Below are 26,517 nucleotides of genomic sequence, written 5' to 3' on the forward strand. Positions count from 1 at the left end.
AGGTTGCAATCATCGGCGCTACAATAGTTGGGGGTGAAAGTAATTTTGGCCGGGGAGAGAGCCAGAGGCCGGCGCGCCGCGCTCATGCACACGCGCACGCGCGAGGAGCTGCTGCTGGCGACCGCCGGCATGGGCGCCGTCAACATGGCGAGCCTCGGCGTGACTGCGCTCAGCCCGCAGATCCAGGAGACGTTCGACCTCTCGACGACCGCGATCGGCCTGCTCGTCTCGACCGTCTTCGCGGCCGCCGCGCTCGTGTCGGTCCCGTCGGGGAGGCTGACCGACCGCATCGGCGCGCGCCGAACGCTGACGATCGCGCAGCTGGCCGGCGCCGCTGCCGTCGTGCTCGTCGCGCTCGCGCCGCACGTCGCCGTCGTCTACGCCGGCGTCGCGGCGGTCGGCCTCGCCTACGGGCTGCTGAACCCGGCCACCAACGCGCTCGCGAGCGCCGGCCTGCCGAAGCGGCGCCGCGGCTTCGGGATGAGCATCAAGCAGACCGGCGTGACGCTCGGCGGCTCCGCCGCGGCGCTCGTGCTGCCGCCGCTGGCGAGCCTCACCTCGTGGCGACCGGCGCTCGCGGTGCCGGCCGTCGCGTGCGTGCTGGTCGCCGCCTGGGGGTTGCGCCCGAGCGTCCCGGACCATCCCACGGCCGCCGCCGCGCCGCCGCCGCCGGTCGTGCGCCCGCCCGGCTACATGCTCGCGACGATGCGCGTCTACGGCTTCGCGATGGCCGGGATCCAGCTGGCGCTGTTCGCCTACCTGCCGGTCTACCTGTCCGACGAGAAGGGGCTCTCGCACGCGCTCGCGGGCCTCGGCTACTTCGTCGCGCTCTCGTTCGGCACCTGCGGGCGGCTGCTGTGGGGCCTCACCTCCGACCGGCTCGGCAGACGCGCGCTGCCGCTCAGCGGGATCGGCCTCGGCTCGGCGGCGTGCCTGCTGCTGCTGCTCGCCTCCAGCGGCGCGACCGTGTGGATCGCGCTGGCGCTGGTCGGCGTCTGCGCAGTCGGCTGGAACGGCGTCTTCCACGCGTTCGTGACCGAGACGACGCCGATCCAGACGATCGGCCACGCCTCCTCGATCGCGTTCTTCTTCATCTACGGCGGCTCGATCTGCGTGCCGCCGCTGATCGGCGTGATCTCCGACGACGGCGCCGCCTGGACGACGGCGTGGCTGGCGGCGGCCGGGGTGACCGCGGCGCTCGCGCTGCTGCTGGGCAGCCTCGCGCTCTACGCCTCGCGCACGCGCGTACCGCCGACGACGAGGAAGACGCCGTCCTCGCCAGTCTCGACCGGGTAGGCGATCACGCGCTTGCTCGTGATCCCGCCGACGGCGCGGCCGGTGGCGAGGTGGAACTCCCATGCGTGCCACGGGCAGCGCACGACCTCGTCCTCGAGGCCGTAGACGAGCTCGTCGGGATCCGACGGCAGCATCGTGCCGCCGACCTTGCCGAAGCACAGCGGCGCGCCCATGTGCGGACAGCCGTTGCGGATCGCGAAGAAGCCTCTGGCGGTGCGGATCACGGCGACCTCGCGGCCCTCGACCTCGTGCAGCCTGAATTCGCCGAGCGGGAAGTCGGCGACGGCGCCGAGGCGATGGCGTCTCGGCTGTCTGGGCCCCTTGCGGGGCGCGTGCAGCGCGCTCATCGCAGCCGCCCCCCGAACAGCGCCGCGGCGTTGTCGTCGAACGCCGCCTTGACCGCGTCCGGGATGTGCTTGCCGACCGTGATGGGGTCGTCGTTGTCGTAGTGCGGGTAGTCGGAGCTGAAGACGAGCATCGAGGCGGCCTCGTTGAGGCCCATCAGCTTCCACAGGTCGTCGCGCTTGGCCGGCTCGTCCATCGGCTGCGTCGCGAAGCGAACCGACTCCAGCACGTACTCGCTCGGCGGGCGCTTGATCCACGGCACCTCGTAGCGGAAGTTCTGCCACTCCTTGTCCATCCGCCACATCGTCGTGACGACCCAGCTGAAGCCGAACTCGGTGAACAGCACTCTCAGTCTCGGGAAGCGCTCGAAGACACCGTCGAAGGCGAGGCTGACGAGGTGCGACTGGCCGATCTGCGGCAGCAGCGCGTGCCAGGCGGGGTAGGTGCGCGGGATCCCGCCCGCGAGCGCCGGCACGCCGGTGAAGGTCCCCTCGGCGCCGGTCGGGTGCAGCACGATCGGCATGCCGCACTCCTGCGCGGCCTCGTAGATCGGGTGGTGGTGTCGGTCGCCCATCGGCTTGTCGAGCAGCGGCAGCAGCGCCCCGATCACGCCGGGGTTTCCCGCCAGGCGGCGGATCTCGGCGGCGCCGGCGTGGGCGTCGTGGGTACTGATCACCGCCGACAGCTTGAAGCGGTCGTCGAGCCCGACCCAGTGCTCCAGCATGTAGTCGTTGACGGCCGAGGCGAGCACGGCGCAGGCGTCGGGATCGGTCCAGCCGGTCATCGCGCACCCCTCCATCGGGATCAGGTTCGCGACCTCGACGTCGAAGCGGTCGAGCAGGTCCCGCGCCGCGTAGGCGGCGTCGGAGCCGGGGATGCCGCCGGAGGGCGGGACGGCGTCGGCGCGCAGGCCGCCGCTGGGGTTCTGGTAGCGGTTGGTCGGCCGCCCGGACCGCGACAGCGCGACCTCCCCCAGCTGCCGCGCCCATGCGGTCGGCATGTACGGCAGCAATGCGCTCATCTCGCCTGCGTAGGGATGCACGTCGCAGTCGAACTTCGCCATCTGATCCTCCTCGCTCGCTCGCCTGACGGCGGACCTTGCCGGGGTTGCTTTCACACCCTCCGGCGGCCAAATTCCTTTGGGCCAAGATAGTATGATACCCAAGGATATTGGGAGGAGCGCTACTCGACGGCCGCTTCGAAGCTCAGCGCGGTCCCATCCGGAAGGCCGCGTCGAGCCGGATCACCTCGCCGTTGAGCATCGGGTTCTCGACGATGTGGCGCGCGAGCGCTGCGAACTCGTGCGGGACCCCGAGCCGGCTCGGATGCGGGACCGATGCCGCCAGCGCCTCGCGCGTGGGCTGCGGCAGGTCCCCGAACAGCGGCGTCTCGAACAGGCCGGGCGCGATCGTGACGACGCGGATGCCGGCGGAGGCGAGGTCGCGCGCGGCGGTCAACGTGAGCGCGACGACACCGCCCTTGGAGGCGGCGTAGGCGGCCTGGCCGATCTGCCCGTCGTAGGCGGCGATCGACGCCGTGTTGACGATCACGCCGTTCTCGCCGTCTCTCAGCCGCTCGCTGCGCTGCATCGCCACGACCGCGAGGCGCATCACGTTGAACGTGCCGACGAGGTTGACGTCGACGGTGCGCTGGAAGTCGGCGAGCGCGTGCGGCGTGCCTCTGCGCACGATCCGCGCGGTGAGCCCGACGCCGGCGCAGTTGACGACGACGCGCAGCGGGCCGCGCGCGGCGGCGGCGTCGACAGCGGCCTGCACCGCGCGTTCGTCGCGCACGTCGGCGGCGACGAACGCAAAGCGCCCCTCGCGCTCGACCCGCTCGCGCGCGGCGGGCAACCCGAGCACGACGACGTCGGCGCCGCGCCCGGCCAGCTCGATCGCCGTCGCGCGCCCGAGCCCCGACGCGCCGCCGGTGACCAATGCGACCACTCCGTCAAGCTGCATCTCGCCGCGCTCCTCCTCTGTCGCCGCGTCCGGCGACCGTCGTGTCCTCGCCACGAAGTGTGAGGGGCGAGCGCGCGGCGCGCAGTCTGGCCCGGCCCGCGGCCGCCGCCGGACCACGCCGACGATGCACCGATCGCGCGGCACTTCTCGACGAAGCGCCGGACCGGGTCGGACCCGTCGCATCGACAGCGGCGTCGGAGACCACTTCGACCAGCGCTGACTCGGGTCGCTCGGAGATGACCGCTCCGATCGTGCCGGCAGGCCAGCACTGGCCGATCGTCGCGGATCTCTCAGGCGGTGACGACCTTCAACACGCGCTCGAACTGCTCGCCCAGCAAAGCAGCGCCAGACGGTTGCACCGCAGCGCGCTGCGGCGTACTGCGCGCGCCAATCGGCTCAGGCGCTCGCTCTGCCGAGCTGGCGCAGGGCGCTGACGATCAGCGCGTGGGCGCGTCTCGGCCGGTTCGATCTGAAGGCGGCGAGCGCGGCGTCCGCCGCTCTCACGACGTACGGGAACCTGGCGGCGGCACGCAGCCGGCGCTCGACGCCCTTGCCGTCGCCCGCGCTGAGATCCTGGTCTGCGTAGGCGAGCAGCTCGGCCGTCGCCGCACGCCCGACCGGGTCGCCGGCGGCGTCGCCGCGGCGGGCGACGATCAATCTGATGCCCGCACGCGCGAAGGGACGCGCCTGGCGGGGCTCGCCTATTGACAGGGCGGCCACCTCGACTCCGCTGGCGGGCATCAGCGACCGCGAATCGGGGCGAATCCACGCCGATCCAGGCCAATCCGCCGGAATACAGCCACTGGTGGCTGTCGGCAGCGCCGAAGACGATCGGATAGGGCCCGATTCGGCCCGTTTCAGCCACTCGCAGGGTCCGAGTGGCTGAACGGCGTCAGCCGCCGCCGGGCCGGGCGGTGTGGTGCGGCTGACGGACGCGCATGGTCACCGAACGCCTGGCGTCGCGAGCGTGAGGCCGGCGGCTGCGGCCGCGTCGCTGAGGCGGTGGTCGTAGGCGATGAAGGTGGTCAGGTCGGCGCGGATCGAGAGCGCGCTCGCGAGGTGGATCGCATCGAGGCTGCGCAGCAGCGTTCCGCCGACGTCTGCGGCCTCGTCGATCACGGCGCCGCTGAGCGGGATCACGTCCAGCCCGGCGAGCAGCGTCTTGGCGGCCGGCAGCGCTTCGGGGTTGATGCGCTGGCAGGCGCGCGTCACCTCGACCTTCGCCAGCGCGCTGCTGACGACAGGGGTCCTCGCGCGTGCCGCGAGCCAGTCGGCCAGGGCGGCGCTCTCAGCCTCTCGGTGCAGCAGCGTCAACAGCGCCGAGGAATCGAGGCAGATCACGCGCCGTCGGCCCGCAGCTCGTCCAGCACAGCGCCCGTCTCGCACGCGCCGGGCGGCGACGCGAGCGGCTCCGGAAGCTGAAAGGGACGGGACGCGGGCACGATCTGACCCGCGGCGATCAGCCGCTCCCGCGCCGTCGTCTCAGGATCCGGCGGCACCAACAGCGCGATCAATCTGCCGCGCTCCGTGACCTCAACTGTCTCCCCGGCCTTGACACGGGCGAGGTGGCGCGTGGCGTGCTGACGCAGCTCGCGAACACCGATGCGCTCCATGGCCGCAGTGTAGTACTGGAGGTGCTACATACCTGTGGGATTGTCACAATTTCGGGCCGGACGATGTCCGGCGCCGCAGACGGCACCGAGATCATGTCGTCCGGCACGTCGATCTAGCGACCAGCGCGTGACCGATGCAGCGCAGCAACCCAATTCGGCGCCCGTCTGCCGTCGACCTGCCGAGCGGGCAGACGACCCTCACGAACCCACCGGCGAACAGTGTCGGGGCTCCGGCCGATCCGAGCGGCTGTCTCAGCGATCGTCAGCATGCAGTGATCGTGCGCCGTGAAGCGGCGGCGACGGGCCAGCGCTCGTGCTGTAGCGACCTTGGAGTGCTGCTTGACGAGGCGGGTGGGCCTCGGGAAGATGGGCTACGGCGTCGACCGGTCGCCGAGCTCCTCTGTCGTCAGCGGCTGCGGAGAGCCCCGGCCTCATATGCGGACGCTCCACACCCGCTGGGATCTGCGCCCAGACCAGCGGCGGGCGAGCGCCCGGCCATCAGCCTCTTTCGTCGAGCGATTACGAGCAGGCGGATGTCGGCGAGGTCTTGGGCGGCCGGCGGCGCGCTTGAGGGTGATGAGATCGTCGCGGTGGGCGATCGGGACGATCACGTCGCCGAGCGGGATCTCATGGGCGCGCTCGCGCATCGCGGCGAACGACCCGAGGTGAGCGGGAAGCGTGAGGACGTCGAGCGGACTGTGGGCGGTGATGAGGTGCCATTGGTCGCTGCTGGCCAGCATCGCGGCGCTCGGACTGATCTGGAGCGTTGGCCCTGCGGGCCGAGTATGCGAGCGCCGAGATCGATGAGCGCTTGGGCGAGGCGCGTGTAGTTCTCCTTCGACGACGCGATCGTCACGTCGAGGTCTTGGGTCAGCCGCTGGGCGCCGTACACCTGGATCGCCACGCCGCCGATCGTCACGTAGGCGACGTCGTGGCGGGCAAGCGCACGGAACAGCTCGCTGGCGTCGAACGTCATCGTCTGGAGGCGGCTTGCTGGCCCGCGCGGATCATGCCGGCGCGCAATTCTGAGGCCACCTTGTTCCAGCTGATCGCCAGTTCGAGGCGCTCCGCCATCGAACGCTCACGGGCCGCGAGGATCGCCCCAGGATTGGCCAGCGGATCGCGAACGAACGCGTCAGGCGGCACGATCTGGTTGTCGAAATCCGGCTGGCTCACGCTTCCCAGAGTACCGACAGCCGGTACCGGATCCCAAGCGCAGTTGCCGGCATCCCCCCTGGACGTCATACAGGCGGCAACGGCGACCGCCGACCTCCTGGAAACCACACAGGAGATCATTGCCCCGCTCTGCCTGGGACATCGGTCAACATGCGATTCCTATCGCCAGATCGAGCTGGCATCAATCCCGAATGACCGCTTGGAACCGGCGACAACCCCGCCGTTCAGCCACTCAAACGCCACGAGTGGCTGAAAGCCACGGCCGCAGCCGGCGCCCCGCCGCCCGCCCAAGAAACGAAAAAGCCCCGCAAATGCGGGGCTTTCATGAGGGGTGAGCGAGGGGACCCGAACCCCCGACCGCCTGGACCACAATACACCACTCATTCGCCGCAAAAGGTGCCGATTTGCAGGTCTTTATGCGGGAATTCAGCGGCTCGGAAAGCAATCGGATTGGGCCGGATTCGGCGCGATTCGGCCCGTTTCAGCCACTCGCGGGGTCCGAGTGGCTGAACGGGCAGGACGGCACCGCCGTCGTTGACCAGTACATGCCCCAACCGGCCGCCGGGACTGCTAATGTCACGAATATGTCCGGTATTCCCGTCGACTCTCGTGACAGTTCTGTGTTGGATCGGCTCTACGAGATCGCCGAGCCGCAAGGCGGGTTTGTCGCGGCTCGTCAAGCCGTCGAGGCCGGGATCCCCCGCTCGACGCTGTCCTACCACGCGACTGAGAGCGATGCTCTGGAACGCGTCGCGCATGGCGTCTACCGCCTGCGTCGCTTTCCGACGCCGCCGCACGCGCACGTCATCGCGGGCTGGCTCGCGCTCGCCAGAGCCGACGCCGTCGTCTCGCACGAGAGCGCCGCTGAACTGCTGGAGATCACCGACCTGATCCCCGACGTCGTCCACGTCACGCTGCCACGAGCCAAGCGCGGCGTACGCACTCCGTCCGGCGTGCGTATCCACTTCAGCGACCGGCCGATCGAGCGCCGCCGCGAGGTGCTCGGAGTCCCGGTAACGGGCGCGGAGCGCACGATCGCCGACATGCTGCGCAGCGACGGCTGGACCGAGCAGAGCGACCTCGCCGTCCGCGAATCGATCCACCACGGCCTCACGACACCCCGCCGCCTGCGCGCCGAACTGCCCGGGAAGTGGCAGCCTCGCCTGAACGCCGCGCTCGACCATGGCGCGACATGAAATACGGCAGTGACACCATCGACGGCCGTGCCGGAACCCGAGCCTTCGCTAGCTCGGAACGGCCGAAGGGCGTAAGCTGACTTGCATGTCGACGCGTCCTGCTGACACCAGCGAGCCGAACCTCGAGCTTCCTGTCGAGGAGCTGCTGCGCCGTGCGCGGCCGCTGCCGCGGCACGAGGAGATGGTCATCGGAGACCTCAGCGAGGACGAGGGCGCCGCCTTCTTGACTGCCGTCAAGTCGTGAGCAGCACTCGGCCACGCGGGCCGATCGTCATCGACACCGACGTCTTCAGCGCTGACATCGTTCCAGGGTCTCGCCTCGCCGAACGGTACGCACCGATCATCACCGGCCGCCCGGCGTTCATCTCCTTTCAGACCGCGGCCGAGTTGCGCTACGGCGCGCTCCTTCGCGGATGGGGCCAGCCACGGCTGCTCAAGCTCGAAGCGCTCATCGGACGCGTCGAGGTCGTCCATTCAGGACCGGACCTCGTGATGGTCTACGCCCGGTTGCGGGCAACCTGTCAGGCGCACGGCCACGCTCTTGCCCAGCGCGAGCACAACGCCGACCGCTGGATCGCCGCAACCGCCATCCGCCTCGGCATCCCACTCGTCTCCAACGACAAGATCTACCGCAACGCTCCGGGCCTCGACCTGGAGACCTGCGACTAGCAACCTCGCTGGGGCACTCTCCCACCATCGTGGCCAACTAGTTCTTCCTGAACGACGGTCTGCGAGTGAATGTCGAGGCGGGAGCATCCCATCGGCCGGTCCCAACGGCTCACTCTCGCGCGAACTTCTCGATCGCATCGCCGCAAATGGCCATCAGGCCGCTACCCACCAGGCTGATCGTCTCACAGAAATCGTTCAGTTCCGGTTCGAACCCGAGGTGAGTGGCCCCCGCGAGGTGAATCAGCGTTTCAAAGGTGGGCCGCGCGACCGCCTCAACGAATCGCTCCGTCGGCCCACCCAGCCACTGACCGTCCTCCAGGAGGACGGTGCCGCCGATACCGCCGGAGTCTCCGTGAACCATGCCGTGCGCACTCGCGACGAGAAGACGTCGGTGATCCAGGCCGGCAAGCTTCTCCAGCGCGTTCATGCTCGGGCGCGCCCGGCGCCCCTTCGCATTGGTCGCCATCAGGGGGATGGCCCAGCCGTAAGGCTCACGGAACCTCGAGCTCGCGTCGGACACATCGTGGGTCTGCTCGAGCGCGGCAGCCTTCTTCGAGCGCGACGCCAGCTCTGCGGACGCGACCGGACCAACGCCGTGCTCGTCGAAGTAGGCAGCGAGCCGTCGCGTCTGGACCACGAACCCGTGATCCAGATACCGCTGCGCGAGCGCCGCGTCACGTTCGGCGATTACTCGGGCTGTGACCGCGGCCTCGTGGAGTGCGCGCCAGCGGGCAGCGCCACCGGACCAGAATCCTGCCTGAAGCAAGACCGAATCTCCTGCAACACGATGAGAGCGTTGAACTGCTGCAGCGCGAGCACGACGCGCACGGTCTGATGCGAATCATTGAGATCGGCCGCGTCGACCTCGTCGAGCCGCTTCAGCATCATGAGCCCGTTCTGACCCATGGCAAAGATCACGGCGTCGAGGGCGGCCAGGCCTTCGCTCCATCGCACGCTGATTGCCTGGCTCACATCGGCCGCATCGATACGCCGCTTCTCGCGAGAGTCGGCCGCCAAGCTCAGGGTGTCGTGCGCCATCCCCGTGGCGTTGCTCTCCAAGAACTCGCGGAGCTCAGCAAGCGTGTCGAACCTGGGCATGCAACCCATCTTCCTGGACGAGTGCTGGATTCGGGCCGCTCGTCCTCAGTACAGGGGCCTGACGATGACGGACCGCGAAGCTGGAAGCTTGATGAGGCCCTTGACGTCAAACGGCTTATGCAGGGATCTAACGCTCGATCTGAATCATCAGGTGCAGAGTTGCTTGAGCGTTCGGTCGGCCGATCCGCGGCCGATGCCGGGCGCCTCTGAGATCTCCCTGGAAGTCCTCGGCCCTTAACCGATCACGGCGAGGACCTTGTCGCGCTTGTGGCGGCGCATCGTGCGAGTGCCGTTAGTGGCGCCGGCGCCGTTCCGCCCCCGCCATGGCCGTTTGGAGCCGACACCCTCTCGGCCAGGCGACACAAGAGCCTGCGAGCTGCGCTCGTGACGATGGGCACGGTTAAGCTTCTCCGGATGCCCGAGATCCTGTCTTTTGCCAACGCGATCGCCGCTGCATCGAAGGAGCCGCGTCTGCTCCTCGGCAACGGTTTCAGCATTGCGTGGGACTACGAGGCCTTCAGCTATGGCAGCCTGCGGCAGAAGGCGGACTTCGGCAGGCTCCACTGCGACGCTGACGCTGTTCGCGCAGTTGGAGACGTCGGACTTCGAGGTCGTGATCGAGCGTCTTCGGGCGACCGACGCGATCGTGCGCCTCTATGTTCCAGACTCACCGGTCGCGGAGCAGGCTGCCAAGGACGCAGAGGTGCTGCGAGACGTGCTCGCCGACGCTTTGGCATCTAACCACCCCGACACGATCGGCAGTATCACCGACAGCCAGTACCGGAGCGTGCGCACCTTTCTTTCGAACTTCGAGAGCGTCTACGCGCTGAACTACGACCTTCTTCTCTATTGGGCGACGATGAAGGACGAGGACGATTTTGACGTTCCGAAGGGCGACGGGTTCCGGGCGGACCCGGATGATCCGGACGCGACGTGGGTCACGTGGGACATGGCACAGTCGTGGTCGCAGGAGATCCACTACATCCACGGTGCATTGCATCTTTTCGACGCAGGCTCTCGGCTCAAGAAGCTCACCTGGGTTCGCACTGGAATCGCGCTCGTTGACCAGATTCGGGATCAGCTCGCCGAGCGCAGCTATCCGTTGGTCGTGACCGAAGGAACGAGCACCGACAAGAAGGACAAGATCCTCCACAGCGCCTACCTCAGCAAGGCGTTCCGCAGCTTCTCGGCCCTCGGTGGCAATCAGGATCTCTTCATCTACGGTCACAGTCTTGCCGAGAGCGACGAGCACATCCTCGATGCGATCGTTCGCGGCAAGATCAGACGGATCTTTGTCAGCGTCTACGGAGATCCCGACACAGCCGAGAACAAGACCCTGATCGAACGTGCCTTCTTGCTTGCGGAACGTCGGGCGAACGTCGTGGCCGAGACCAACCGACGAACCGCGAAGGAACTCTACGTCGCCTTCTACGACGCTGGTTCTGCCGAAGTGTGGGATCTCGCTCCTGGGACTGCGCCTTAGCCGGCTAGGACCGGGTCTGGATGGCGTCGAGCGTCGCGTCGATCTCGCTGGTGAGGAGGTAGAGGCCGGTTTCGGTTGGGTCGTCTGGGTGGACGCACTGAAAACCGCGGCGCTCCCACCATCGACGGGCGCGGTCATGCACGGCGGTCACGACGACGGCGCGGAGCTGCCTTGGTGTTAATCTCAGCCGCCGTAGCGAACGTATGCGCGACGAGCGCGGTGCCGACGCCGAGACCAGCATGGGTCCTGTCGACGGCGAGGCGGCCGCGCACCAGCGCGGGTACGGGGATCGGGAGCGTGATTGGCGCTGAGTGGCGATATCGATCGCGGCTGCCCGCCGATGGGCCCTCGGGGTTCCTGACATGCCATCCGGCTCGCACCTTGCCCCCGACGGCCGCACGCGCACGACAGCGCACCAGGACGGGATCTCGGCCCTGAGCGGCGGATCAGCGAGCAGGGACTCAGCAGCGGCAGGGGGCACGGTGCGTCCTGCGGCAGCGGCGGTGCGAATCGGGCCGAATCCACCCGATCCAGCCCAATCCACGAAAATACAGCCACTAGTGGCTGTAGATGGTCCGGATCAGGCCCGATTCTGCGGCCTTCCTGAAACAAGAAAACCCCCGCGTTTGCAGGGCTTTCTTGAGGGTGAGCGAGGGGACTCGAACCCCCGACCGCCTGGACCACAACCATGCTGTGACGACTGCGGATGCCTGTGATCCATAGCGCCGAATCGCCCGCCACGACTGACGGAATCCGGCCGTCGCTCTCGCCCTCCGGGTGGAGGGTTTGGGGCCCGGAACCGCGGAAATCGCTCGCAGGGCCCCAAACTCTCGGCAACTCACCATGATTCGAGCTTAGCGATCACCGTCGCGCGCAGAGGGCTCGGACAGCGGCGACGTCGCGAGCGATCTGGGCAGTCAGCTGCTCGACTGAGTCGAAGCGCTGCTCGGGGCGCAGAAGCTGGATCAGCTCGATCACGATCCGGCGACCGTAGAGGTCGCCTTCGAAGTCGAGCAGGTACGCCTCGGCGAGCGGTTCGAGTCTGTCCCCGATCGTGGGGCGGACGCCGATGTTGATCGCGGCGGCGTGATCCAGCACGCAGCCGGCGTAGACGCCGTGAGCAGGTCCATCTTCGGCCAGGCGGACGTTCGCGGTCGGGAACCCGAGCTGGCGGCCCAGTCTGAGGCCCTCGACGACGACGCCCTCGACGGTCGTGATGGCTCCGTGCGGCCGCATGGCGCCGGGCGGCGCGGAACGTGTCATCGCTTCGCACTCCACGGCGGCCGACGCTTGCCGCGGCGACCGGTGACACGCCAAGCGGGCGCAGCCGGCGTCTCGTCGCTCGTTTTCTCGGCAACAGCTCGTCTACAGTCTGGAGAGACGTGGCCGCCAGGTTGGACACGAGAGCGCTCACGCTCGCCCGCGATCGCTTCCTCGGAACCGGTGCGTGGCCGCGTGACGTGGCGATCCGGCCCGAGATCGTCGCCTCCTGGAGCCGCTGCGCGTTGAGCGGCATCGACCCCGAGCGGGCGCGCGGCGCGCCGATCTCCGACGTCGATGCAGAGGGCCGCATGTGGCACGCCGCGGAGCCGGTCCTGAAGGACCTGCGCGATCAGCTGACCGACACGCCGACCGGGATACTGCTGTCCGACCGCGGCGGCCGTGTGCTCTACCGTCACAGCTCCGACGACGCGACCGCGCGCGCCTGGGACGCATCGGACGTCGCGCTCGGCTGCCATCTCGGCGAAACCGTCGCCGGCACCAACGGCGTCGGCACCGTGCTGGAGATCGAGGCGCCGCTGCTGATCAGCGGCGCCGAGCACTTTCTCACCAAGCTGCAGCCATTCACGTGCGCCGGCGGACCGATCCGCCATCCGATCACCCACCAGCTGCTGGGAGCGATCTGCGTGTCGGCGCGGGCTCAGCGGTCGAGTCCTCTGATGCGACCGTTCGTGCTCGCGGCGGTGCGCGAGGTCGAGCGGCGCCTCTATCTCGACAGCTCGCGCGCCGAGCGGCTCCTGCTCGAGCACTTCCTCGCCGCCGACAAGCGTGCCGGCCGCGCGCTGATCGTCGTCAACGAGCGGATGGTGATCAGCAGTCCGCCCGCAGCGCGCCTGCTCGGCGACGTCGAGCAGGGGCTGCTGTGGGAGCACGCCTCCGAGACGATCCATCGCCGCACCGCGCGCGAGAGCGACTTCACGCTGCCGGACGGCCGCATCCTGCACACGCGCTGCACCACGATCGTGGACGGCGGCGAGGTCGTCGGCGCGCTGATCGAGCTCGACGTGCCGCAGGACCGCGAGCGCGACCGCGCGCGGAGGCTGCCCACAGACCCGGCCCGCGGCGAAGCGCGCGGCGGCGCCCGCGCCCGCACGCACGGGCGTGGGCGCGTGAAGCGAGAGGATCCCGCGCCCTGTCCGCAGCTCGCGGAGCTTGCCGGCAGCAGCCGGGCATGGCGGACCGTTCTGCGCCAGGCCGCGTCGTTCAGCGCCGACACGCTGCCGCTGTTGCTGCGGGGCGAGCGCGGCGTCGGCAAGCACTCGCTGCTGAAGGCGCTGTTCGCCGGCCAGCGCGCGGCTGGCACGTTGCGGGTCTTCGACGCCGCGCTGCAGCCGATCGAGGGGGCGGCCTGGCTGCGCGAGGTGCGCGCCGCGACGACGGCCGGCAGCGACTGCGAGCTGCTTGCGCTGCGCAACGTCGAGACGCTGCACGCCGACGTCGCGCAGACGCTCGGTGCGCTGCTCGACGCGATCGGCGACGACGGGCCGCGCGTCGTCGCAACGCTGACAGATGCCCCACCCGCGGGCTCCGAGCGCACCGAGCGGCGCGGCGGCACCAGCGGCACCGGTGGCACCGGCAGCACCCGCGGCACCGACGGCACCAGCGGCACGGGCGGCACCAGCGGACGCCCGGAGCAAGACGGCGACGCTCAGCCAGCCGCGCAGCTGATCGAGCGGCTCGGCGTCGCGACCGTCACGCTGCCGCCGCTGCGCGACCGGCTCGAGGACCTGCCCGAGCTGGTCGCGACCCTGACCCGTCGTCACACCGCCGGCGCGATCGAGCCGCGCTGGCGGCCCGACGCGCTGCAGACGCTCAGCCGTCTCGACTGGCCGGCGAACGTGCGCGAGCTGGAGAACGTCGTGCGGCGTGTGCTCGCGACGCGGCGCAGTGCCGACATCCGCGCAGAAGATCTGCCCGACGACGTGCGCGGACGCGCGCCCCGGCGCAAGCTGCTGTATCTCGAGCGCGTCGAGCTGGAGGCGATCATGACCGCGCTGCAGCGCACCGGGGGCAACAAGGCGCAGGCGGCGCAGCTGCTCGGCATCTCGCGCGCGACGCTGTATCGCAAGCTGCGCTCGCTCGGGCTCGACCTCGACAAGACGGTCTTCTGAGCGGCCGCGACGATCTGCCGAGAGCACCGTCAGACCGCCTCGTGTTGCGCCGCCCGGGCGAGCGCGCACAGCTCCTCGGCCGAGTCGCAGCAGCGCACGGTCTGCACCTGGCGGTCCTCGATCCGCTCGCGCAGGAGGTCGCGGAAGGCGAGGTGGAGCGGGTGGTCGGTGTAGCGCTGCAGCGCCGCCTCGTCCTCGAACTCCATCGACATGCAGAAGCGCCAGCGCGGCTCCGTCACGGCGGCGAACGCCGCGCCGATCTGGAAGTTGCGCGGCTCTTCGATCCCCTGCGGCAGGTGCCGCGCGGCCAGCAGCAGCTCGGCGAGGCTCTCCTGCGACAGCTGCGGGGGAGCGTTGAAGAGCAGGAAGTGCTTGATCATCGATCTCTCCGGTCTTGGTCCGTCTCGCGCTCGATCCGCGCCCAGATGTCGCGCACGAGCTGCTGCATGCTCAGCGCCTCGGCCCAGCGATCGGACAGCTCCTGGCCGTCGGCGCCGGTGATCGCGTACCACTGCGGCGGTCCGAGCTCGGTCGTGAACGTCAGCACGGCGTCGTCGGCGGCACGTGCGCGGAAGTCGCGAAAGCCCCACTCCCACCAGCCCGCGAACAGCTCGACCCACTGACGGTGATGCTCGAACGACGTCTGGATCTGCACCTGCTCGCGCGACGCCACGCGGCCGTGGTAGGCACGGGCGTGGCGCAGCACCTGGCGGATCATGCCGTGGTCGACCGCGTCGATCGGCCACGCGAACTCGCGTCCGACGAGGAAGTGCGAGAGGTCGGCCGTCAGCTCCAGCGACGGGACCGCGTCGAGCAGGTCGAGCGTGAACATCAGGTCGGTCGTCATGCGGTCGCGGTGCGTCTCGACGTACGCCGGGATGCCGGCCTGCCGCGCGAGCCGCTGCCAGCCGAGCAGGTAGGGGACGCATTCGGCGACCGTGCGCGGCCGCACGTTCGGCTGCAGGTTGACGTGGTCGACGTGCTCGCGGCCGACGTCCGCGATCGTCTCGAAGACGGTCGCGAAGCCCTCGACGGTCGTCGGGAAGTACGACGCCTGGATTCGCAGGCCGTGCGCGACCGCCAGCGCGCAGACGCGGCGCGCCAGCTCGGCGTCGGTGAACGAGACCGAGACGCCGTCGAAGCCGGCCTCGGCGATCCGCTCGAACTGCTGCTCGAGCGTCCACGGCAGCCGCGCCCGCCATGGCAGCCCGTTCATGCCCCAGATCGACTGGTAGACGTGCAGTTGCATCACGTTCACCCGCGCAGGTCGATGACCGTGCGGATCCCGTCCTGCGCCTCCATCAGCTCGAACGCGCGGTTGACCTCGTCCAGTCGCACGCGATGCGAGATGAACGGCGCGACGTCCAGCTCGCCCTCCATCCAGCGATCGATCAGCCTCGGCACCTGCTCGCGGCCCTTCAGCCCGCCGAACGAGGCGCCCGCGATGCGGCGGCCCTGGATCAGCCAGCGCGGGATCACGTCGAGCGTCTCGCCTCTGCCGGCGACGCCGGTGATCGTGCACAGCCCCCACCCCATCCGCGCCGCCTCGACCGCCTGTCTCATCACGCGCACGTTGCCGGTCGCCTCGAACGTGTAGTCGGCACCGAAGCCGTCGGTCAGCTCGAGCAGCTCGGCGACCGCGTCGGGACCGCCGATCAGCGTGTCGGTCGCGCCCTGGCCGCGCGCCAGCTCCAGCCGCTGCGGCGAGAGGTCGACCGCGACGATCCGCTCAGCGCCCTGCAGCCGCGCGCCGGCGACCGCCCCAAGCCCGACCATCCCCGCGCCGAAGACGACGCAGGTCGAGCCAGCGCGCACCTGGGCGGTCTGCATCGCCGCGCCGAGACCCGTCGACAACCCGCAGGCGAACAGGCAGGCGCCGTCCAGCGGCGCGTCCGAACGGATCTTCGCCAGCGCGATCTGCGGGATGACGGCGTACTCGGAGAAGGTCGAGGTCCCCATGAAGTGGCGCACGCGTTCGTCGCCGCGATGCAGCCGCGTGGTGCCGTCGGGCAGGTACCCCTTGTTCTGCTCTTCGCGGATCGCGAGGCAGATGTTCGTGCGGCCGCTGCGACAGTGGACGCAGTCGTCGCACTGCGGCGAGAACAACGTGACGACATGGTCGCCGGGCGCCACCAGCGTGACGCCGTCGCCGACCTGCTCGACGATTCCCGCGCCCTCGTGACCGAGCACGCACGGCGCGTAGCCGGACGGGTCGACGCCGGAGGCGGTGTAGAGGTCGGTGTGGCAGACGCCGCACGCATGCAGCCGCACGAGCGCCTCCCCCGGCCCCGGACCGTCCAGCTCCAGCTGCTGGACCGCGAGCGGCTCGCCGAAGCGCTCCAGCACGGCTGCGGTGGTCGTGACCATCGCTCAGGCCTCCACGAGCAGGGTGCGGGTCTCGGTGTAGAAGTCGCGCGCCGCGAGCCCCTGCTCCTTCGGCCCCAGGCCCGACGCCTTGCTGCCGCCGAACGGCACGTGGTAGTCGAGCCCGGAGGTCGGCGCGTTGACGCGCACGAGCCCGTAGCGCAGCGCCGGAAGCGCCTCCAGCGCCGACCCCAGCTCGCGCGTGAAGACCGACGCGACGAGCCCGAACGGGCTGTCGTTGGCGAGCTCGATCGCGTGCTCGGCCGAGCGTGCGCGCAGCAGTCCGGCAACCGGCGCGAAGACCTCGTCGCGGCCGAGCGGCCCCGACTGCTGCGGGAGCTCGACGAGCGCCGGGGCGAGGTAGAAGCCGTCGTCGTCGAGCGCGCCGCCGCCCGTCAGGACGGACCCGCCGGATGCCTCGACGGCCGCGCTGGCCGAGCTGCGCGCGGCGGCGTCGATCAGCGGGCCGACGAGACAGCGCTCGTCGGAGGGATCGACCACGGTCAGCGCCTCGACGGCGGCGACCAGGCGGTCGCGCAGCTCGTCGTAGACGTCGTCGTGGACGATGATGCGGCTCGTCGCCGTGCACTTCTGCCCGGCGTAGCCCATCGCCGCGTAGGCGATCTTCTGCGCGGCCGCGGCGAGGTCGGCGGACGGCAGCACGATCGACGGGTTGTGTCCGCTCATCTCGCACTGCGCGGGGATCCCGCGCGCCGCCGCCTGCTGTGCGACGGCCCGCCCGCCCGCCAGCGACCCGGTGAAGGTGACCGCGTCGACACGCTCCTCGGCGACGAGCGCCGCGCCGACGTCGGCTCCGCCCTCCAGCAGCTCCAGCAGCCCGTCGGGCAGCTGCGCGGCGACGATCTCGCTCAGCAGACGAGCGGTCGCGGTCGCCTCGACGGCCGGCTTGAACAGCACCGCGTTGCCGTACGCGAGCGCCGGCGCGATCTTCCAGCTGGGCGTCGCGACCGGGAAGTTCCAGGGCGCGATCACCGCGCACACGCCGACCGGGTAACGACGCGCGGCGAGGATCGCCGACGGCGAGGCGCCGGGGTAGGTCTCACCGTCGGGCGCGAGCACCGCGGTGGCGTAGTAGCGGTAGATCGCGACCGCGCGCGCGATCTCGCCGCGCGCTTCGACGATCGGCTTGCCGACCTCGCGCGTGACGAGCGCGGCCAGCTCGCCGGCGCGCTGTTCGAGCGCGTCGGCGACGACGCTCAGCGCGGCTCCGCGCGCCGCCGCGGGGGTCGCCGCCCACGCGCGCGCGGCCTGCGCGGCGCGCGCCGCGGCGGGTGCGACGGCGGCGGTCGGCCCGTCGAACTCGAGCACCACGTCCGACGGGCGCGCGGGGTTCAGGCTCAGGTGGCTCATGGCTTCGTGACGGCCTCTCGGTTCGTGCCGGCGCGCGTGCCCTGCAGCAGCTGCTCGACCGACAGTCGTCGGGTCGCGAGCGCGAGCGCGAGCGCGTAGTAGTAGTCGCCCCACGGCGTCGCGCCGCTGAGGCCCAGTCGGTGCGGGATCGAGTAGGACGAGCGCTGCAGGATCCCGTCCTCCGGTCCGCTCGTCAGCGCCGCGTCCGCGAGTCCGCTCAGCAGGGACGTGCCCGCCGCTCGCAGCCGGTCTCTCGCGGCAGTCGCGGGATGGCGGTCGGACAGGATCAACAGGCCCAGCGCGACGATCGCGGAGGCGCTCGCGTCCTCCGGCGCGTCGGGAGCTCCGTCGTCGAAGTCCCACGGCACGACGCAGTCCGCCGGCACACGCGCCGCGAAGTACGCCCACGCGCGCTCGGCCGCGTCCAGCAGCCGCTCGTCGCCGGTCGCGGCATACGCCCACGCGAAGCCGGCGATCGCCCACGCCTGCCCGCGCGACCAGCACGAGCGCTGCGACGAGCCCTGGAACGTGCCCTGCTCCAGCAGCCGGCCGTCGACGGGGTCGAAGCGGTTGAGGTGGTAGGTCGACCCGTCCTCGCGCAGGAACGCCTGAGCCGAGGTGAGCGCATGGCGGTGCGCGCGGTCGATCAGCTCGCTGCCCTCGGGGCCTTGGACGACGCGCCCGGCCCACCACAGCAGCGGCAGGTTCATCATCGTGTCGATCGTGCTGGTGCCGGCCGAGCGCGGGTCGTCGGCGGCGCCGAACGCCTGGATGAAGCCGCCCGACTCGCGGTAGCGGCCCGCGAGCGTGAGGGCGGCGGTGAGCGCCGGCGCCAGCTCGTCGTCACGCAGCTCGCCGGTGATCGCGCCGGTCACGAACGAGGGATAGAAGAGGAAGCCGAGGTCGTGCGTGGTGCCGTCGTGCTGGCGCTGCTCGAGGTCGCGCAGCAGCGGTCGCAGCGGCAGGCCGCCGTCCGCCGGCTCGCCGTCGAGCCGGCGCAGCCAACCGCTGCCGGCGCCGAAGCCCGCCGTCCAGTTGCCGTGGTCGTAGAAGACGTCGTCGACCCAGCCGCTGCGCTGGTCCAGCGGGAAGCGCACCCACTGACCGTCGTCGCAGTAGTGGGGGTAGCGGCCCGGGTGCTGCCCGTTGCGCCGCTCCTCGCGCTCGACCAGCGCGCGCACGCGCTGCCATGCCTGTTCGAGCGTCATGCGCGCGCCTCGGCGGCTGAGACGGACACGGCCTCTGCGGTCGGGTGTCTGAAGACCTCGTTCGTCAGCGTCCCGATCCGCGGGCACGAGATCGCGACGATGTGGCCGGGCTGCAACGCGACGTCGTCCGGCGGCACGATCCCGGTGCCGGTCAGCAGCACGGTGCCGTCCCCGACCGTGTTGGAGCGCCGCAGCCAGCGGCTCAGCTGCTCGAACCCGCGCACCATCGACGCGGTCGTGGCCGTGCCCGTGTAGACGAGCTCGCCGGCCGCGTCGCGCACGGTCAGCTCCAGCTCGAACTCACCCAGCTCGCCGCCCGCGGGCGCGATCAGCGCGCACGGGCCGAGCGAGCAGGCGCTGTCGTAGATCTTCGCCTGCGGCAGGTAGAGCGGGTTGCGCGCCTCGATGTCGCGCGCGGTCACGTCGTCACCGAGCGTGACCGCGACGATCGCGCCGTCGGCGTCGAGGATCAGCGCCAGCTCCGGCTCAGGCACGGTCCACGCGCTGTCGCCGCGGATCGCGACCGGCGCGTGCGGGCCGACGCTGCGGCGTCCGCCGACGTCCTTGAGGAAGATCTCCGGCCGCTCGGCGTCGTAGATCTGCGCGTAGACGTCGGCCGCGTGCTCGCTCTCCGCCTCGCGCGCCTCGCGTGAACGGCGATAGGTGACGCCCGCGGCCCAGGTCTCCGGCGCGACGACCGGAGCGCTCACCGGCAGGCCGCCGACCCAGCCGCGCGCGGCGTCGACGTCGACCCCCTCGCCCGAGCGCTCGGCCATCCCCGCGAGCAGGTCGCACAACGGGACGTGCTCGGTGCGCGCCAGGCGGATCGCGGCGGCCAGGCCGGCCGGCTCGGCGGCGCCGGTCGGCAGCTGCGCGGTCACGTCCGTCGCCGCTTCAGCATGCTCCGGTATCACGGCGAGGCGCAGCTCTCCGTCGCGCCGGAACTCGACAGTTCTCATCGTCTTCTCCTCACTCCGCGAGCGCGGCCGCGGACGGCATGGACGGCGCCATGTCGACCGCCACCGTGCGCGTGTTGACGAACTCCAGCAGTCCCTCGTGTGACAGTTCGCGGCCGTAGCCGCTGCGCCCGATGCCGCCGAACGGCAGCCGCGGATCCGATGCGACGATGCGGTTGACGAACACCATCCCGCAGGCGATCCGGCGGCCGAGCCGCTGCGCGCGCTCGGCGTCCGCGCTCCAGATGCTCGCGCCCAGCCCGTACGGCGTGTCGTTGGCGGCCGCCACGGCGGCGTCGGCGTCGGGCACCCGCACGAGCGCCGCGACCGGACCGAACGTCTCCTCGGCGAGGACCGGCATGCCGCGCGTCACGTCGGCCAGCAGCGTCGGCGCGTAGAAGTTGCCGGGGCGCTGCAGCCGGCGCCCGCCGATCACCACGCGCGCGCCCCGCTCGACCGAGCCCGCGACCTGCGCCTCCAGCGCATCGAGCAGGTCGGCGCGTGCCAGCGGACCGACCTGCGTGCGCGGGTCGAGCGGATCGCCGACCGGCATCGCCTCCACCGCCCGCGCGAAGGCCGCCTCGAACGCGTCGGCCACGGGCGCCTCGACGATGAAGCGCTTGGCGGCGATGCAGCTCTGCCCGCAGTTGCCGAAGCGGGCGCGCGCGGCCAGCACGGCGGCCGCCTCGACGTCGGCGTCGGCCAGCACGACGAACGGGTCGGACCCGCCCAGCTCCAGCACGCTCTTCTTCAGCGCCCGACCGGCGGCGGCGGCGACTGCGGCGCCGGCGCGCGCGCTGCCGGTCAGCGTCACGGCCGCGATGCGCGCGTCGCCGAGCAGCCACTCGGTCGTCTGCGCCACGTCCTCGTCGGCGACGAGGATCGTGCGCACGAGGCCCCACGGGAAACCGGCCTGCACGAACAGGTCCTCGATCGCGAGCGCGCACTGCGAGACGTTGGACGCGTGCTTCAGCAGGACGCCGTTGCCCGCCGCCAGCGCCGGCGCAGCGAACCGCAGCACCTGCCAGAAGGGGTAGTTCCACGGCATCACCGCGAGCACGACGCCGAGCGGTTCGTACGCGACGTAGCTGAGGTCGGCGTCGGCCGCGACCGGGCGCGGCGCCAGCAGCTCCTGCGCCTGCTCGGCGTAGTGCTCGCAGGCCCAGGCGCATTTCTCGACCTCCGCCAGCGACTCCGCGAGCGGCTTGCCCATCTCGGCGGTCGCGAGCGCCGCCAGCTCCTCGCGCGCGCTGCGCAGCGCTGCGGCGGCCGCGACCAGCAGGCGGCTGCGCTCCTGCGGGCCGAACGCTCGCCACTGCGCCTGCGCGCCGTGGACCTGGGCCAGCGCGGCGTGGATCTGCCCGGTCGTGAACGGCTCGAAGGTCGCGATCCGTTCGCCGGTGGCGGGGTTGGTGCTGGTGATCGTGGCCGTGACCGCCGTCATCGCGGCTGCTCCAGGAAGTTCGTGAACGCGGTGCGGATCGCGACGGGGTCGTCGAGCAGGAACGGGACGCCGGGGCTGTTGCCGCCCTCGATCGCGACGTGCACGACGGTCTGGCGCGCGTCCTCGCGGGCGGTTCGCAGCGCGGCGCCGAGCGCGTCGGCGTCGTTGGCCCGGACCGTCGGCAGCCCCGCGGCCGCGCACACGGCGCCGAGGTCGATCCGCTCGGCCTGCGTCTCGATGCTCGCGGCGGAGGCGTGCTGGTGGTTGTCGAGCAGGATCAACGTGAAGCGCGGCGGCCGGTGATACGCGAGCGTCGCGATCACCGACAGTCCCATCAACAGCGAGCCGTCGCCCTCGACGACGGCGACCGGGCGGTCGAGGCCGAACGCGAGGCCTGCGCCGACGGCCGGCGCCAGGCCCATCGAGTCGAGCAGGTAGAGGTGCGAGGGGCGGCGCGAGAACGACGCCAGCTCGCGCGAGGTCGCGCCGACCGTCGTCACCAGCGGACAGCCGGCGAACGCCTCGTCGATCACGTGCAGGGCTTCCATCCGCTTCATCGGTCGGCGCTCCCGGGGTGCATGACGTCGAGCAGCAGCGCGACCGGCCGGCGCGTCATCGCCGCGTGCTCGGCGACCGCGCAGGTCGTGGTGCGCCACAGCTGCGCCGGCTCGGCCGCGCCGAGCCGTTCGCAGCGGATCCCCGCGGCGGCGAGCATGCCGGGCACGCCCTCGGAGAAGCTGTGAATCATCGAGTTGTATTCACCGAGTCCGCCGCGCGTGTTGGCGATGATCGGCAGCGGCACGTGATAGGCCTTCGTGAACGTCGTCAGGGCGGTCAGCGCGTTGCCGAAGCCGTTGTCCTGCATCACGAGCGCGACGCGGCGGCCGGCGAGCGCGAGGCCGCCGGCGATCCCGACCGCCTCCTCCTCGCGATTGGCCATCAGGTCACGTACGCCGTGGTCGCGCAGCCCGCTGATGATCGCGGCGACATGCGACGAGGGGACGTGCACGAACGTCTCGACCTGCCAGTCCAGCAGGCCCGAGACGACGGCATCCGAACGGGCCGAGGCGCCGCTCACGCGGGACTCCTGCGGGGACCGCGGCCGGCCGAGCACGACTCGGCGGCCGCGTGGACGACGCGGTGCGAATTCAACGGTGCCTCCTTCGTTGCAGGCCGCTGTCACTGAAAACGTGACGCAACCCCTCGGACGCAGATTCTCACCGCCGCAGCCGGCGCCGAACTGTCGCTTATTGAGACGCGCGTGCGTCAACTCGTAACGACCGCCGCGGACGTTTGCGCACGGCTTCGCGCACGGTTATCGTGGCTCACGGGTCGGCCCCGCCACGCAGCGAGAAGCGCGACGGCGAGCAGCTGCCACCCGCGGTCGACGCGCACGGTCAGCGCTGCGCCGCCGCGCATCGCATCGAGATCGGACGGAGACGACGTGAACGCTTCACCCTCCGCTGCCCCGGCAGGGCTGCTGCTCGGCGGCCCGCTGCCGAGCACGGCCACGAGCGTGCTCGCTCGCGTCGCTCCCGCGCCGCAGGCGGCCGGCGGCACCTCCGCCTGGGCGCAGCTGCAGCAGCGCCCGCACTGCGACAGCTTCCTCGAAGGGCTCACGGTCGCCCCCGACGGCCGCGTCTTCGCGCTCGACCTCGCGTGGGGCCGCGTGCTGGAGCTGCTGTTGGAGAGCGGTGAGACACGAACGCTGGCGCACTACGACGGCCAGCCGAACGGGCTCGCGTTGACGCCTGACGGCGGCGCCGTCATCGCCGACTTCGAGCACGGCCTGATGCGGCTCGACCGGCTGGCGGCCGGCGCGAGCGTGACGCCGCTGCTCGCGCGCTACGCGATGAACCGCTTCGACGGGCTCAACGACGTGCTCGTCGCCGGCGACGGGACGCTCTACTTCGGCGACCAGGGCGGCAGCGGCCTGCACGCGCCCAGCGGCCGCATCTACCGCCGCACACCCGCGGGCGATCTGCAGCTCGTCGTCGACGGCATCCCGAGCCCCAACGCGCTCGCGCTCGACGAACGGCGCGGCCTGCTGTTCGCCGCCGTCACCCGCGACAACGCGATCTGGCGGATCCCGCTGCGCCCCGACGGCACCGTCGCGAAGGTCAGCCGCTTCATCCAGCTGTCGGGCGGCATGGGACCGGACGGGATCGCGCTGACGCCCGACGGCGGGCTGCTCGTGACGCACCTCGGGCTCGGCGTCGTGTGGCTGTTCGACGCGCTCGGCCTGCCCGTGCTCGCCTACCGCTGCCCCGGCCCGGACCCGACCAGCGTCGCGCTGGACCGCAGCGGCACCCGCGTGCTGATCGCCGAGGCCGCCACGGGAACGATCCTCGCCGGCGCGCTGCCGGCCTCCACCAGCGGGAGCTCCCGCTCACAGACGAAGGGAACGCCATGAGCCTGCGCTTGCTCGTGACCGGCGCCGGGGGCCGCATGGCCCAGGTGCTGCTGCCGCAGCTGCGAAGACGCTACGGACCAATGACGCTGCTCGCGCGCAGCGCGGTCGAGGACGCCGACGCGGACGACCGCGTCCAGCTCGCCGACGTCGCCGACCTCGACGCCGTCATCGCCGCGGCCGCCGGTGCCGACGCGATCCTGCACCTCGCCGGGATCGCCGACGAGGCGCCGTACGAGAAGATCCTCGCCAGCAACATCGTCGGCGCCTACAACGTCTTCGAGGCCGCGCGCCGCACGGGCGTCAGACGCGTCGTCTTCGCCAGCAGCAATCACGTCACGGGCTTCTACCGCTGCGGCGAGCGGATCGGCGTCGAGGACGCCGTGCGCCCCGACACCCACTACGGCGCCAGCAAGGTCTACGGCGAGGCGCTCGGACAGCTGTACCACGACAAGTTCGGGCTCGAGGTCGTCTCGCTGCGGATCGGCAGCTTCCGCGCCGTGCCCGACGACCACCGCCAGCTCAGCACCTGGCTCAGCCATCGCGACGGACTCGACCTGATCGTCCGCTCGCTCGAGACGCCGGGCGTCGGCCACCTGGTCGTCTACGGCGTCTCCGCCAACACGCGCGCGTGGTGGCGGCTGGGGCCCGAGGCCGAGGCGCTCGGCTACGCCCCGCGCGACGACGCCGAGCGCTTCGCCGCCCAACTCGACGGCCCCCACCCCGACGACAGCGACCTGCGCCAGGGCGGCATCTACGTCGAGCCCGGCTACGGCGGCGGCTACTGGTGACCGACTTCCCACCCGCACCCAACGAGAAGGAGAACCGATGACGAAGATCGATGCCCTGGAGGCACGGACCGTGGCGGTCCCGCTGCCCGCGCCGACGAGCTTCGCGCGCCGCACCGTCACCCACCGCCACTACACGCTCGTGCGCGCCCACGGCGGCGGTCACGAGGGGATCGGCTTCTGTTACGCCGGCAGCAGCGGCGGACCGATCGTGACGGAGTCCGTCCGCCAGCTCGTCGCGCCGGCCGTCGTCGGCGAGGACTCCCACCGCGCGAAGGGCATCTGGGAGGAGCTGTACCAGGAACTGATCCTGCACTCGCGCGCGGGCTCGGTGATGCGCGCGGTCAGCGCCGTCGACGTCGCGCTGTGGGACCTCAACGCGCGGATCGCCGGCCTGCCGCTGTGGCAGTACCTCGGCGCGGTCGCGACCGACAGCGTCCCGGCGTACGCCAGCGGCGGCTACTACCTCGACGGCAAGCGGCCGGAGGACCTCGCCGACGAGATGCGCTCCTACGTCGCGCTCGGCTTCAGAGCGGTGAAGATGAAGATCGGCCGCCTCAGCCCGGCCGGCGACGCCGAGCGGCTCGCCGCCGTGCGCGCCGCGGTCGGCCCCGACGTGCTCGTGATGTGCGACGCCAACAACGCCTGGCGCGACCTGCCGACGGCGCTGGCGGCGGTGCGCGCGCTGGAGCCGTACGACCCGTACTGGATCGAGGAGCCGTTCGGCCCCGACGACGTCGCCAACCACGCGCGCCTGGCGCGCGCGACGCCGGTGACGGTCGCGACCGGCGAGATCGAGGTCGGCAAGTGGCAGCACCTGCGGTTGCTGCAGGAGGGCGCCGCGCAGATCCTGCAGACCGACGCCGCCGTCTGCGGCGGCATCAGCGAGTACCAGCGGATCGCGGCGACCGCCGACAGCTTCGGCGTGACGATGGCACCGCACTGGTTCCACGACCTCCACGTCCACCTCGTCGCATCGACGCCGAACGCCCGCTTCGTCGAGTTCTTCGCCGACGACAGGGTGTTCAACTTCCGCGAGCTGATCGACACGCAGCTGGAGATCGGCGAGGGCGGCACGCTGCGGCTGCCGCGCGGCCCGGGCCTCGGCTTCGAATTCGATGCCGACGCCGTCGAGCGCCGCGCCGTCGACGCATGGCGCTGAGGCGCTGAGCCGCCGCCGGCGGCCGGGGGCGGACGCGCGTGCGCCCCCGGACCGCCGGCGCCGGCCCCGCGCCGGTGCCCGCCTACGGGCGCGGCCCGACGATCCCGTACTCGCGGCGGAAGTAGACGACCGGCTGCTTCTGCGCGGGGTGCGCCTCGCCGGCCTCGATGCGGCCGATGAAGATGACGTGGTCGCCGGCCTCGATCTCGCGCTCGACCTCGCACTCGGCCCACGCGACGGTGTGCTCGGGCAGGTACGGCAGACCGCCGTGGCTGGAGTCCCACGCGAGACCCTCGAACTTGTCCTCGGCGCGCGAGGCGAACAGGGTGCAGATCTCTTCGAAGCCGCTCTCGATGAAGTTGACGACGAACCGCTGCGTGTGCTGCAGCGCCGGCAGCGTGCGGCTCGTGCGCGCGACGCAGACGAGCAGCAGCGGCGGCTCCGCGGAGACGCTCGAGACCGCGGTCGTCGTGAGCCCCTTCGGCTGCCCGCGCTCGTCGACGGTCGTGATGACCGCGACGCCCGCCGGGAAGGCGCCCATGATCGAGGTGAAGGTTTCGGTCTCCATGCTCTGGTCCTTGCGTG

At 71.2% G+C, this 26,517-nt stretch carries 31 protein-coding genes; 9 read left to right on the forward strand and 22 right to left on the reverse strand.

Features of this window, described 5'->3' with window-relative positions; all coding sequences use genetic code 11:
- The first annotated feature begins 33 nt into the window (after positions 1–33).
- Positions 34–1,296: an MFS transporter gene (locus tag Q7L65_RS00650; protein WP_304718275.1), complete on the forward strand. Its 1,263-nt coding sequence runs from the start codon at positions 34–36 to the stop codon at positions 1,294–1,296.
- Here Q7L65_RS00650 and Q7L65_RS00655 read toward each other — a convergent pair.
- The 9 genes from Q7L65_RS00655 to Q7L65_RS00690 form a co-directional block, all read right to left on the reverse strand.
- Positions 1,227–1,643: a Rieske 2Fe-2S domain-containing protein gene (locus tag Q7L65_RS00655; protein ID WP_304718276.1), complete on the reverse strand. Its 417-nt coding sequence runs from the start codon at positions 1,641–1,643 to the stop codon at positions 1,227–1,229. The two genes, Q7L65_RS00650 and Q7L65_RS00655, sit on opposite strands and share 70 nt — an antisense overlap.
- On the reverse strand, positions 1,640–2,704 hold the full coding sequence (locus tag Q7L65_RS00660; RefSeq protein WP_304718277.1) for an amidohydrolase family protein: 1,065 nt from the start codon (positions 2,702–2,704) through the stop codon (positions 1,640–1,642). Before Q7L65_RS00660 ends, Q7L65_RS00655 begins: the two co-directional genes overlap by 4 nt.
- Before the next feature lie 142 nt (positions 2,705–2,846).
- Complete coding sequence (locus tag Q7L65_RS00665) at positions 2,847–3,602, reverse strand: SDR family NAD(P)-dependent oxidoreductase (RefSeq protein WP_304718278.1); 756 nt, start codon at positions 3,600–3,602, stop codon at positions 2,847–2,849.
- Between the two features lie 396 nt (positions 3,603–3,998).
- The gene (locus Q7L65_RS00670; RefSeq protein WP_304718279.1) at positions 3,999–4,322 is read right to left on the reverse strand and encodes a hypothetical protein; all 324 of its coding nucleotides are present in this window, start codon (positions 4,320–4,322) and stop codon (positions 3,999–4,001) included.
- Between the two features lie 222 nt (positions 4,323–4,544).
- Positions 4,545–4,943: a type II toxin-antitoxin system VapC family toxin gene (locus Q7L65_RS00675; RefSeq protein WP_304718280.1), complete on the reverse strand. Its 399-nt coding sequence runs from the start codon at positions 4,941–4,943 to the stop codon at positions 4,545–4,547.
- Positions 4,940–5,215 (reverse strand): type II toxin-antitoxin system Phd/YefM family antitoxin, encoded by a 276-nt coding sequence (locus Q7L65_RS00680; protein WP_304718281.1) that lies wholly within the window; start codon positions 5,213–5,215, stop codon positions 4,940–4,942. The genes Q7L65_RS00675 and Q7L65_RS00680 overlap by 4 nt, the downstream gene beginning before the upstream one ends.
- A gap of 113 nt (positions 5,216–5,328) precedes the next feature.
- Positions 5,329–5,484 (reverse strand): helix-turn-helix domain-containing protein, encoded by a 156-nt coding sequence (locus Q7L65_RS27630; RefSeq protein WP_370552500.1) that lies wholly within the window; start codon positions 5,482–5,484, stop codon positions 5,329–5,331.
- 162 nt (positions 5,485–5,646) lie between these two features.
- A complete protein-coding gene (locus tag Q7L65_RS00685) occupies positions 5,647–5,955 on the reverse strand; it encodes a hypothetical protein (protein ID WP_304718282.1) in 309 nt (102 codons plus the stop codon).
- Positions 5,956–6,187: 232 nt separating this feature from the next.
- Positions 6,188–6,391 carry a hypothetical protein gene (locus Q7L65_RS00690; protein ID WP_304718283.1) on the reverse strand — a complete coding sequence of 68 codons (204 nt, stop codon included), beginning with the start codon at positions 6,389–6,391 and terminating at the stop codon, positions 6,188–6,190.
- Between the two features lie 416 nt (positions 6,392–6,807).
- Here Q7L65_RS00690 and Q7L65_RS00695 point away from each other — a divergent pair, with 416 nt between their 5' ends.
- From Q7L65_RS00695 to Q7L65_RS00705, 3 genes are all read left to right on the forward strand, one after another.
- Positions 6,808–7,587, forward strand: a complete 780-nt coding sequence (locus Q7L65_RS00695) for a type IV toxin-antitoxin system AbiEi family antitoxin domain-containing protein (protein ID WP_304718284.1) — start codon at positions 6,808–6,810, stop codon at positions 7,585–7,587.
- Positions 7,588–7,672: 85 nt separating this feature from the next.
- Positions 7,673–7,831 carry a hypothetical protein gene (locus Q7L65_RS00700; protein WP_304718285.1) on the forward strand — a complete coding sequence of 53 codons (159 nt, stop codon included), beginning with the start codon at positions 7,673–7,675 and terminating at the stop codon, positions 7,829–7,831.
- The gene (locus tag Q7L65_RS00705; RefSeq protein WP_304718286.1) at positions 7,828–8,256 is read left to right on the forward strand and encodes a PIN domain-containing protein; all 429 of its coding nucleotides are present in this window, start codon (positions 7,828–7,830) and stop codon (positions 8,254–8,256) included. The genes Q7L65_RS00700 and Q7L65_RS00705 overlap by 4 nt, the downstream gene beginning before the upstream one ends.
- A gap of 109 nt (positions 8,257–8,365) precedes the next feature.
- Here the strand turns inward: Q7L65_RS00705 and Q7L65_RS00710 are convergent, their stop codons facing one another.
- Together Q7L65_RS00710 and Q7L65_RS00715 are read right to left on the reverse strand one after the other, a co-directional pair.
- The gene (locus Q7L65_RS00710) at positions 8,366–9,022 is read right to left on the reverse strand and encodes a DUF5677 domain-containing protein (protein WP_304718287.1); all 657 of its coding nucleotides are present in this window, start codon (positions 9,020–9,022) and stop codon (positions 8,366–8,368) included.
- Positions 8,944–9,354 carry a hypothetical protein gene (locus Q7L65_RS00715; RefSeq protein WP_304718288.1) on the reverse strand — a complete coding sequence of 137 codons (411 nt, stop codon included), beginning with the start codon at positions 9,352–9,354 and terminating at the stop codon, positions 8,944–8,946. The genes Q7L65_RS00710 and Q7L65_RS00715 overlap by 79 nt, the downstream gene beginning before the upstream one ends.
- 523 nt (positions 9,355–9,877) lie before the next feature.
- On the opposite strand from Q7L65_RS00715, the gene Q7L65_RS00720 reads away from it, so the two are divergent.
- On the forward strand, positions 9,878–10,837 hold the full coding sequence (locus Q7L65_RS00720) for a DUF4917 family protein (RefSeq protein WP_304718289.1): 960 nt from the start codon (positions 9,878–9,880) through the stop codon (positions 10,835–10,837).
- A gap of 861 nt (positions 10,838–11,698) precedes the next feature.
- Here Q7L65_RS00720 and Q7L65_RS00725 read toward each other — a convergent pair.
- Positions 11,699–12,100, reverse strand: coding sequence for a riboflavin kinase (locus Q7L65_RS00725; protein WP_304718290.1), 402 nt, complete (start codon positions 12,098–12,100; stop codon positions 11,699–11,701).
- Between the two features lie 119 nt (positions 12,101–12,219).
- Between Q7L65_RS00725 and Q7L65_RS00730 the strand changes: the two genes are divergently transcribed.
- Positions 12,220–14,229 (forward strand): sigma-54-dependent Fis family transcriptional regulator, encoded by a 2,010-nt coding sequence (locus Q7L65_RS00730; RefSeq protein WP_304718291.1) that lies wholly within the window; start codon positions 12,220–12,222, stop codon positions 14,227–14,229.
- Positions 14,230–14,258: 29 nt separating this feature from the next.
- On the opposite strand, the gene Q7L65_RS00735 is transcribed toward Q7L65_RS00730, so the two are convergent.
- Genes Q7L65_RS00735 through Q7L65_RS00775 form a run of 9 tightly spaced genes read right to left on the reverse strand, consistent with a single transcriptional unit; the run spans position 14,259 to position 22,650 of the window.
- Complete coding sequence (locus tag Q7L65_RS00735) at positions 14,259–14,609, reverse strand: Dabb family protein (RefSeq protein ID WP_304718292.1); 351 nt, start codon at positions 14,607–14,609, stop codon at positions 14,259–14,261.
- Entirely contained in the window at positions 14,606–15,481 is an 876-nt protein-coding gene (locus tag Q7L65_RS00740) for a sugar phosphate isomerase/epimerase family protein (protein ID WP_370552509.1), read from the reverse strand. Before Q7L65_RS00740 ends, Q7L65_RS00735 begins: the two co-directional genes overlap by 4 nt.
- Before the next feature lie 2 nt (positions 15,482–15,483).
- Entirely contained in the window at positions 15,484–16,596 is a 1,113-nt protein-coding gene (locus Q7L65_RS00745) for an alcohol dehydrogenase catalytic domain-containing protein (protein ID WP_304718294.1), read from the reverse strand.
- Between the two features lie 3 nt (positions 16,597–16,599).
- Positions 16,600–17,964 carry an aldehyde dehydrogenase family protein gene (locus Q7L65_RS00750; protein ID WP_304718295.1) on the reverse strand — a complete coding sequence of 455 codons (1,365 nt, stop codon included), beginning with the start codon at positions 17,962–17,964 and terminating at the stop codon, positions 16,600–16,602.
- On the reverse strand, positions 17,961–19,172 hold the full coding sequence (locus tag Q7L65_RS00755) for a glycoside hydrolase family 88 protein (RefSeq protein WP_304718296.1): 1,212 nt from the start codon (positions 19,170–19,172) through the stop codon (positions 17,961–17,963). Before Q7L65_RS00755 ends, Q7L65_RS00750 begins: the two co-directional genes overlap by 4 nt.
- Positions 19,169–20,131: a fumarylacetoacetate hydrolase family protein gene (locus Q7L65_RS00760; protein ID WP_304718297.1), complete on the reverse strand. Its 963-nt coding sequence runs from the start codon at positions 20,129–20,131 to the stop codon at positions 19,169–19,171. The genes Q7L65_RS00755 and Q7L65_RS00760 overlap by 4 nt, the downstream gene beginning before the upstream one ends.
- 10 nt (positions 20,132–20,141) lie before the next feature.
- A complete protein-coding gene (locus Q7L65_RS00765; RefSeq protein ID WP_304718298.1) occupies positions 20,142–21,572 on the reverse strand; it encodes an aldehyde dehydrogenase family protein in 1,431 nt (476 codons plus the stop codon).
- Entirely contained in the window at positions 21,569–22,120 is a 552-nt protein-coding gene (locus Q7L65_RS00770) for a thiamine pyrophosphate-dependent enzyme (RefSeq protein ID WP_304718299.1), read from the reverse strand. Before Q7L65_RS00770 ends, Q7L65_RS00765 begins: the two co-directional genes overlap by 4 nt.
- A 5-nt stretch (positions 22,121–22,125) precedes the next feature.
- Entirely contained in the window at positions 22,126–22,650 is a 525-nt protein-coding gene (locus tag Q7L65_RS00775; protein ID WP_304718300.1) for a thiamine pyrophosphate-binding protein, read from the reverse strand.
- A gap of 366 nt (positions 22,651–23,016) precedes the next feature.
- On the opposite strand from Q7L65_RS00775, the gene Q7L65_RS00780 reads away from it, so the two are divergent.
- The 3 genes from Q7L65_RS00780 to Q7L65_RS00790 are packed head-to-tail and all read left to right on the forward strand — an operon-like array spanning position 23,017 to position 25,932.
- A complete protein-coding gene (locus Q7L65_RS00780; protein ID WP_304718301.1) occupies positions 23,017–23,985 on the forward strand; it encodes an SMP-30/gluconolactonase/LRE family protein in 969 nt (322 codons plus the stop codon).
- A complete protein-coding gene (locus Q7L65_RS00785) occupies positions 23,982–24,773 on the forward strand; it encodes an NAD(P)-dependent oxidoreductase (RefSeq protein WP_304718302.1) in 792 nt (263 codons plus the stop codon). The genes Q7L65_RS00780 and Q7L65_RS00785 overlap by 4 nt, the downstream gene beginning before the upstream one ends.
- Positions 24,774–24,810: 37 nt before the next feature.
- Positions 24,811–25,932 (forward strand): mandelate racemase/muconate lactonizing enzyme family protein, encoded by a 1,122-nt coding sequence (locus Q7L65_RS00790; protein ID WP_304718303.1) that lies wholly within the window; start codon positions 24,811–24,813, stop codon positions 25,930–25,932.
- A gap of 82 nt (positions 25,933–26,014) precedes the next feature.
- Here the strand turns inward: Q7L65_RS00790 and Q7L65_RS00795 are convergent, their stop codons facing one another.
- Positions 26,015–26,500 (reverse strand): flavin reductase family protein, encoded by a 486-nt coding sequence (locus Q7L65_RS00795; RefSeq protein ID WP_304718304.1) that lies wholly within the window; start codon positions 26,498–26,500, stop codon positions 26,015–26,017.
- Positions 26,501–26,517: the final 17 nt, after the last annotated feature.

The organism is Conexibacter sp. CPCC 206217 (genome assembly GCF_030646165.1).
In the GTDB taxonomy this organism is placed as follows: domain Bacteria; phylum Actinomycetota; class Thermoleophilia; order Solirubrobacterales; family Solirubrobacteraceae; genus Conexibacter.

Excerpts from the sequence above, each read along its gene's own strand:
- Q7L65_RS00655 (WP_304718276.1), bottom strand. The coding sequence starts at position 1,643 with ATGAGCGCGCTGCACGCGCCCCGCAAGGGGCCCAGACAGCCGAGACGC.
- Q7L65_RS00660 (WP_304718277.1), bottom strand. The coding sequence starts at position 2,704 with ATGGCGAAGTTCGACTGCGACGTGCATCCCTACGCAGGCGAGATGAGC.
- Q7L65_RS00665 (WP_304718278.1), bottom strand. The coding sequence starts at position 3,602 with ATGCAGCTTGACGGAGTGGTCGCATTGGTCACCGGCGGCGCGTCGGGG.
- Q7L65_RS00680 (WP_304718281.1), bottom strand. The coding sequence starts at position 5,215 with ATGGAGCGCATCGGTGTTCGCGAGCTGCGTCAGCACGCCACGCGCCAC.
- Q7L65_RS27630 (WP_370552500.1), bottom strand. The coding sequence starts at position 5,484 with ATGCTGACGATCGCTGAGACAGCCGCTCGGATCGGCCGGAGCCCCGAC.
- Q7L65_RS00685 (WP_304718282.1), bottom strand. The coding sequence starts at position 5,955 with ATGCTGGCCAGCAGCGACCAATGGCACCTCATCACCGCCCACAGTCCG.
- Q7L65_RS00695 (WP_304718284.1), top strand. The coding sequence starts at position 6,808 with ATGCGGGAATTCAGCGGCTCGGAAAGCAATCGGATTGGGCCGGATTCG.
- Q7L65_RS00700 (WP_304718285.1), top strand. The coding sequence starts at position 7,673 with ATGTCGACGCGTCCTGCTGACACCAGCGAGCCGAACCTCGAGCTTCCT.
- Q7L65_RS00715 (WP_304718288.1), bottom strand. The coding sequence starts at position 9,354 with ATGCCCAGGTTCGACACGCTTGCTGAGCTCCGCGAGTTCTTGGAGAGC.
- Q7L65_RS00720 (WP_304718289.1), top strand. The coding sequence starts at position 9,878 with ATGGCAGCCTGCGGCAGAAGGCGGACTTCGGCAGGCTCCACTGCGACG.
- Q7L65_RS00725 (WP_304718290.1), bottom strand. The coding sequence starts at position 12,100 with ATGACACGTTCCGCGCCGCCCGGCGCCATGCGGCCGCACGGAGCCATC.
- Q7L65_RS00735 (WP_304718292.1), bottom strand. The coding sequence starts at position 14,609 with ATGATCAAGCACTTCCTGCTCTTCAACGCTCCCCCGCAGCTGTCGCAG.
- Q7L65_RS00745 (WP_304718294.1), bottom strand. The coding sequence starts at position 16,596 with ATGGTCACGACCACCGCAGCCGTGCTGGAGCGCTTCGGCGAGCCGCTC.
- Q7L65_RS00750 (WP_304718295.1), bottom strand. The coding sequence starts at position 17,964 with ATGAGCCACCTGAGCCTGAACCCCGCGCGCCCGTCGGACGTGGTGCTC.
- Q7L65_RS00755 (WP_304718296.1), bottom strand. The coding sequence starts at position 19,172 with ATGACGCTCGAACAGGCATGGCAGCGCGTGCGCGCGCTGGTCGAGCGC.
- Q7L65_RS00760 (WP_304718297.1), bottom strand. The coding sequence starts at position 20,131 with ATGAGAACTGTCGAGTTCCGGCGCGACGGAGAGCTGCGCCTCGCCGTG.
- Q7L65_RS00765 (WP_304718298.1), bottom strand. The coding sequence starts at position 21,572 with ATGACGGCGGTCACGGCCACGATCACCAGCACCAACCCCGCCACCGGC.
- Q7L65_RS00770 (WP_304718299.1), bottom strand. The coding sequence starts at position 22,120 with ATGGAAGCCCTGCACGTGATCGACGAGGCGTTCGCCGGCTGTCCGCTG.
- Q7L65_RS00785 (WP_304718302.1), top strand. The coding sequence starts at position 23,982 with ATGAGCCTGCGCTTGCTCGTGACCGGCGCCGGGGGCCGCATGGCCCAG.
- Q7L65_RS00790 (WP_304718303.1), top strand. The coding sequence starts at position 24,811 with ATGACGAAGATCGATGCCCTGGAGGCACGGACCGTGGCGGTCCCGCTG.
- Q7L65_RS00795 (WP_304718304.1), bottom strand. The coding sequence starts at position 26,500 with ATGGAGACCGAAACCTTCACCTCGATCATGGGCGCCTTCCCGGCGGGC.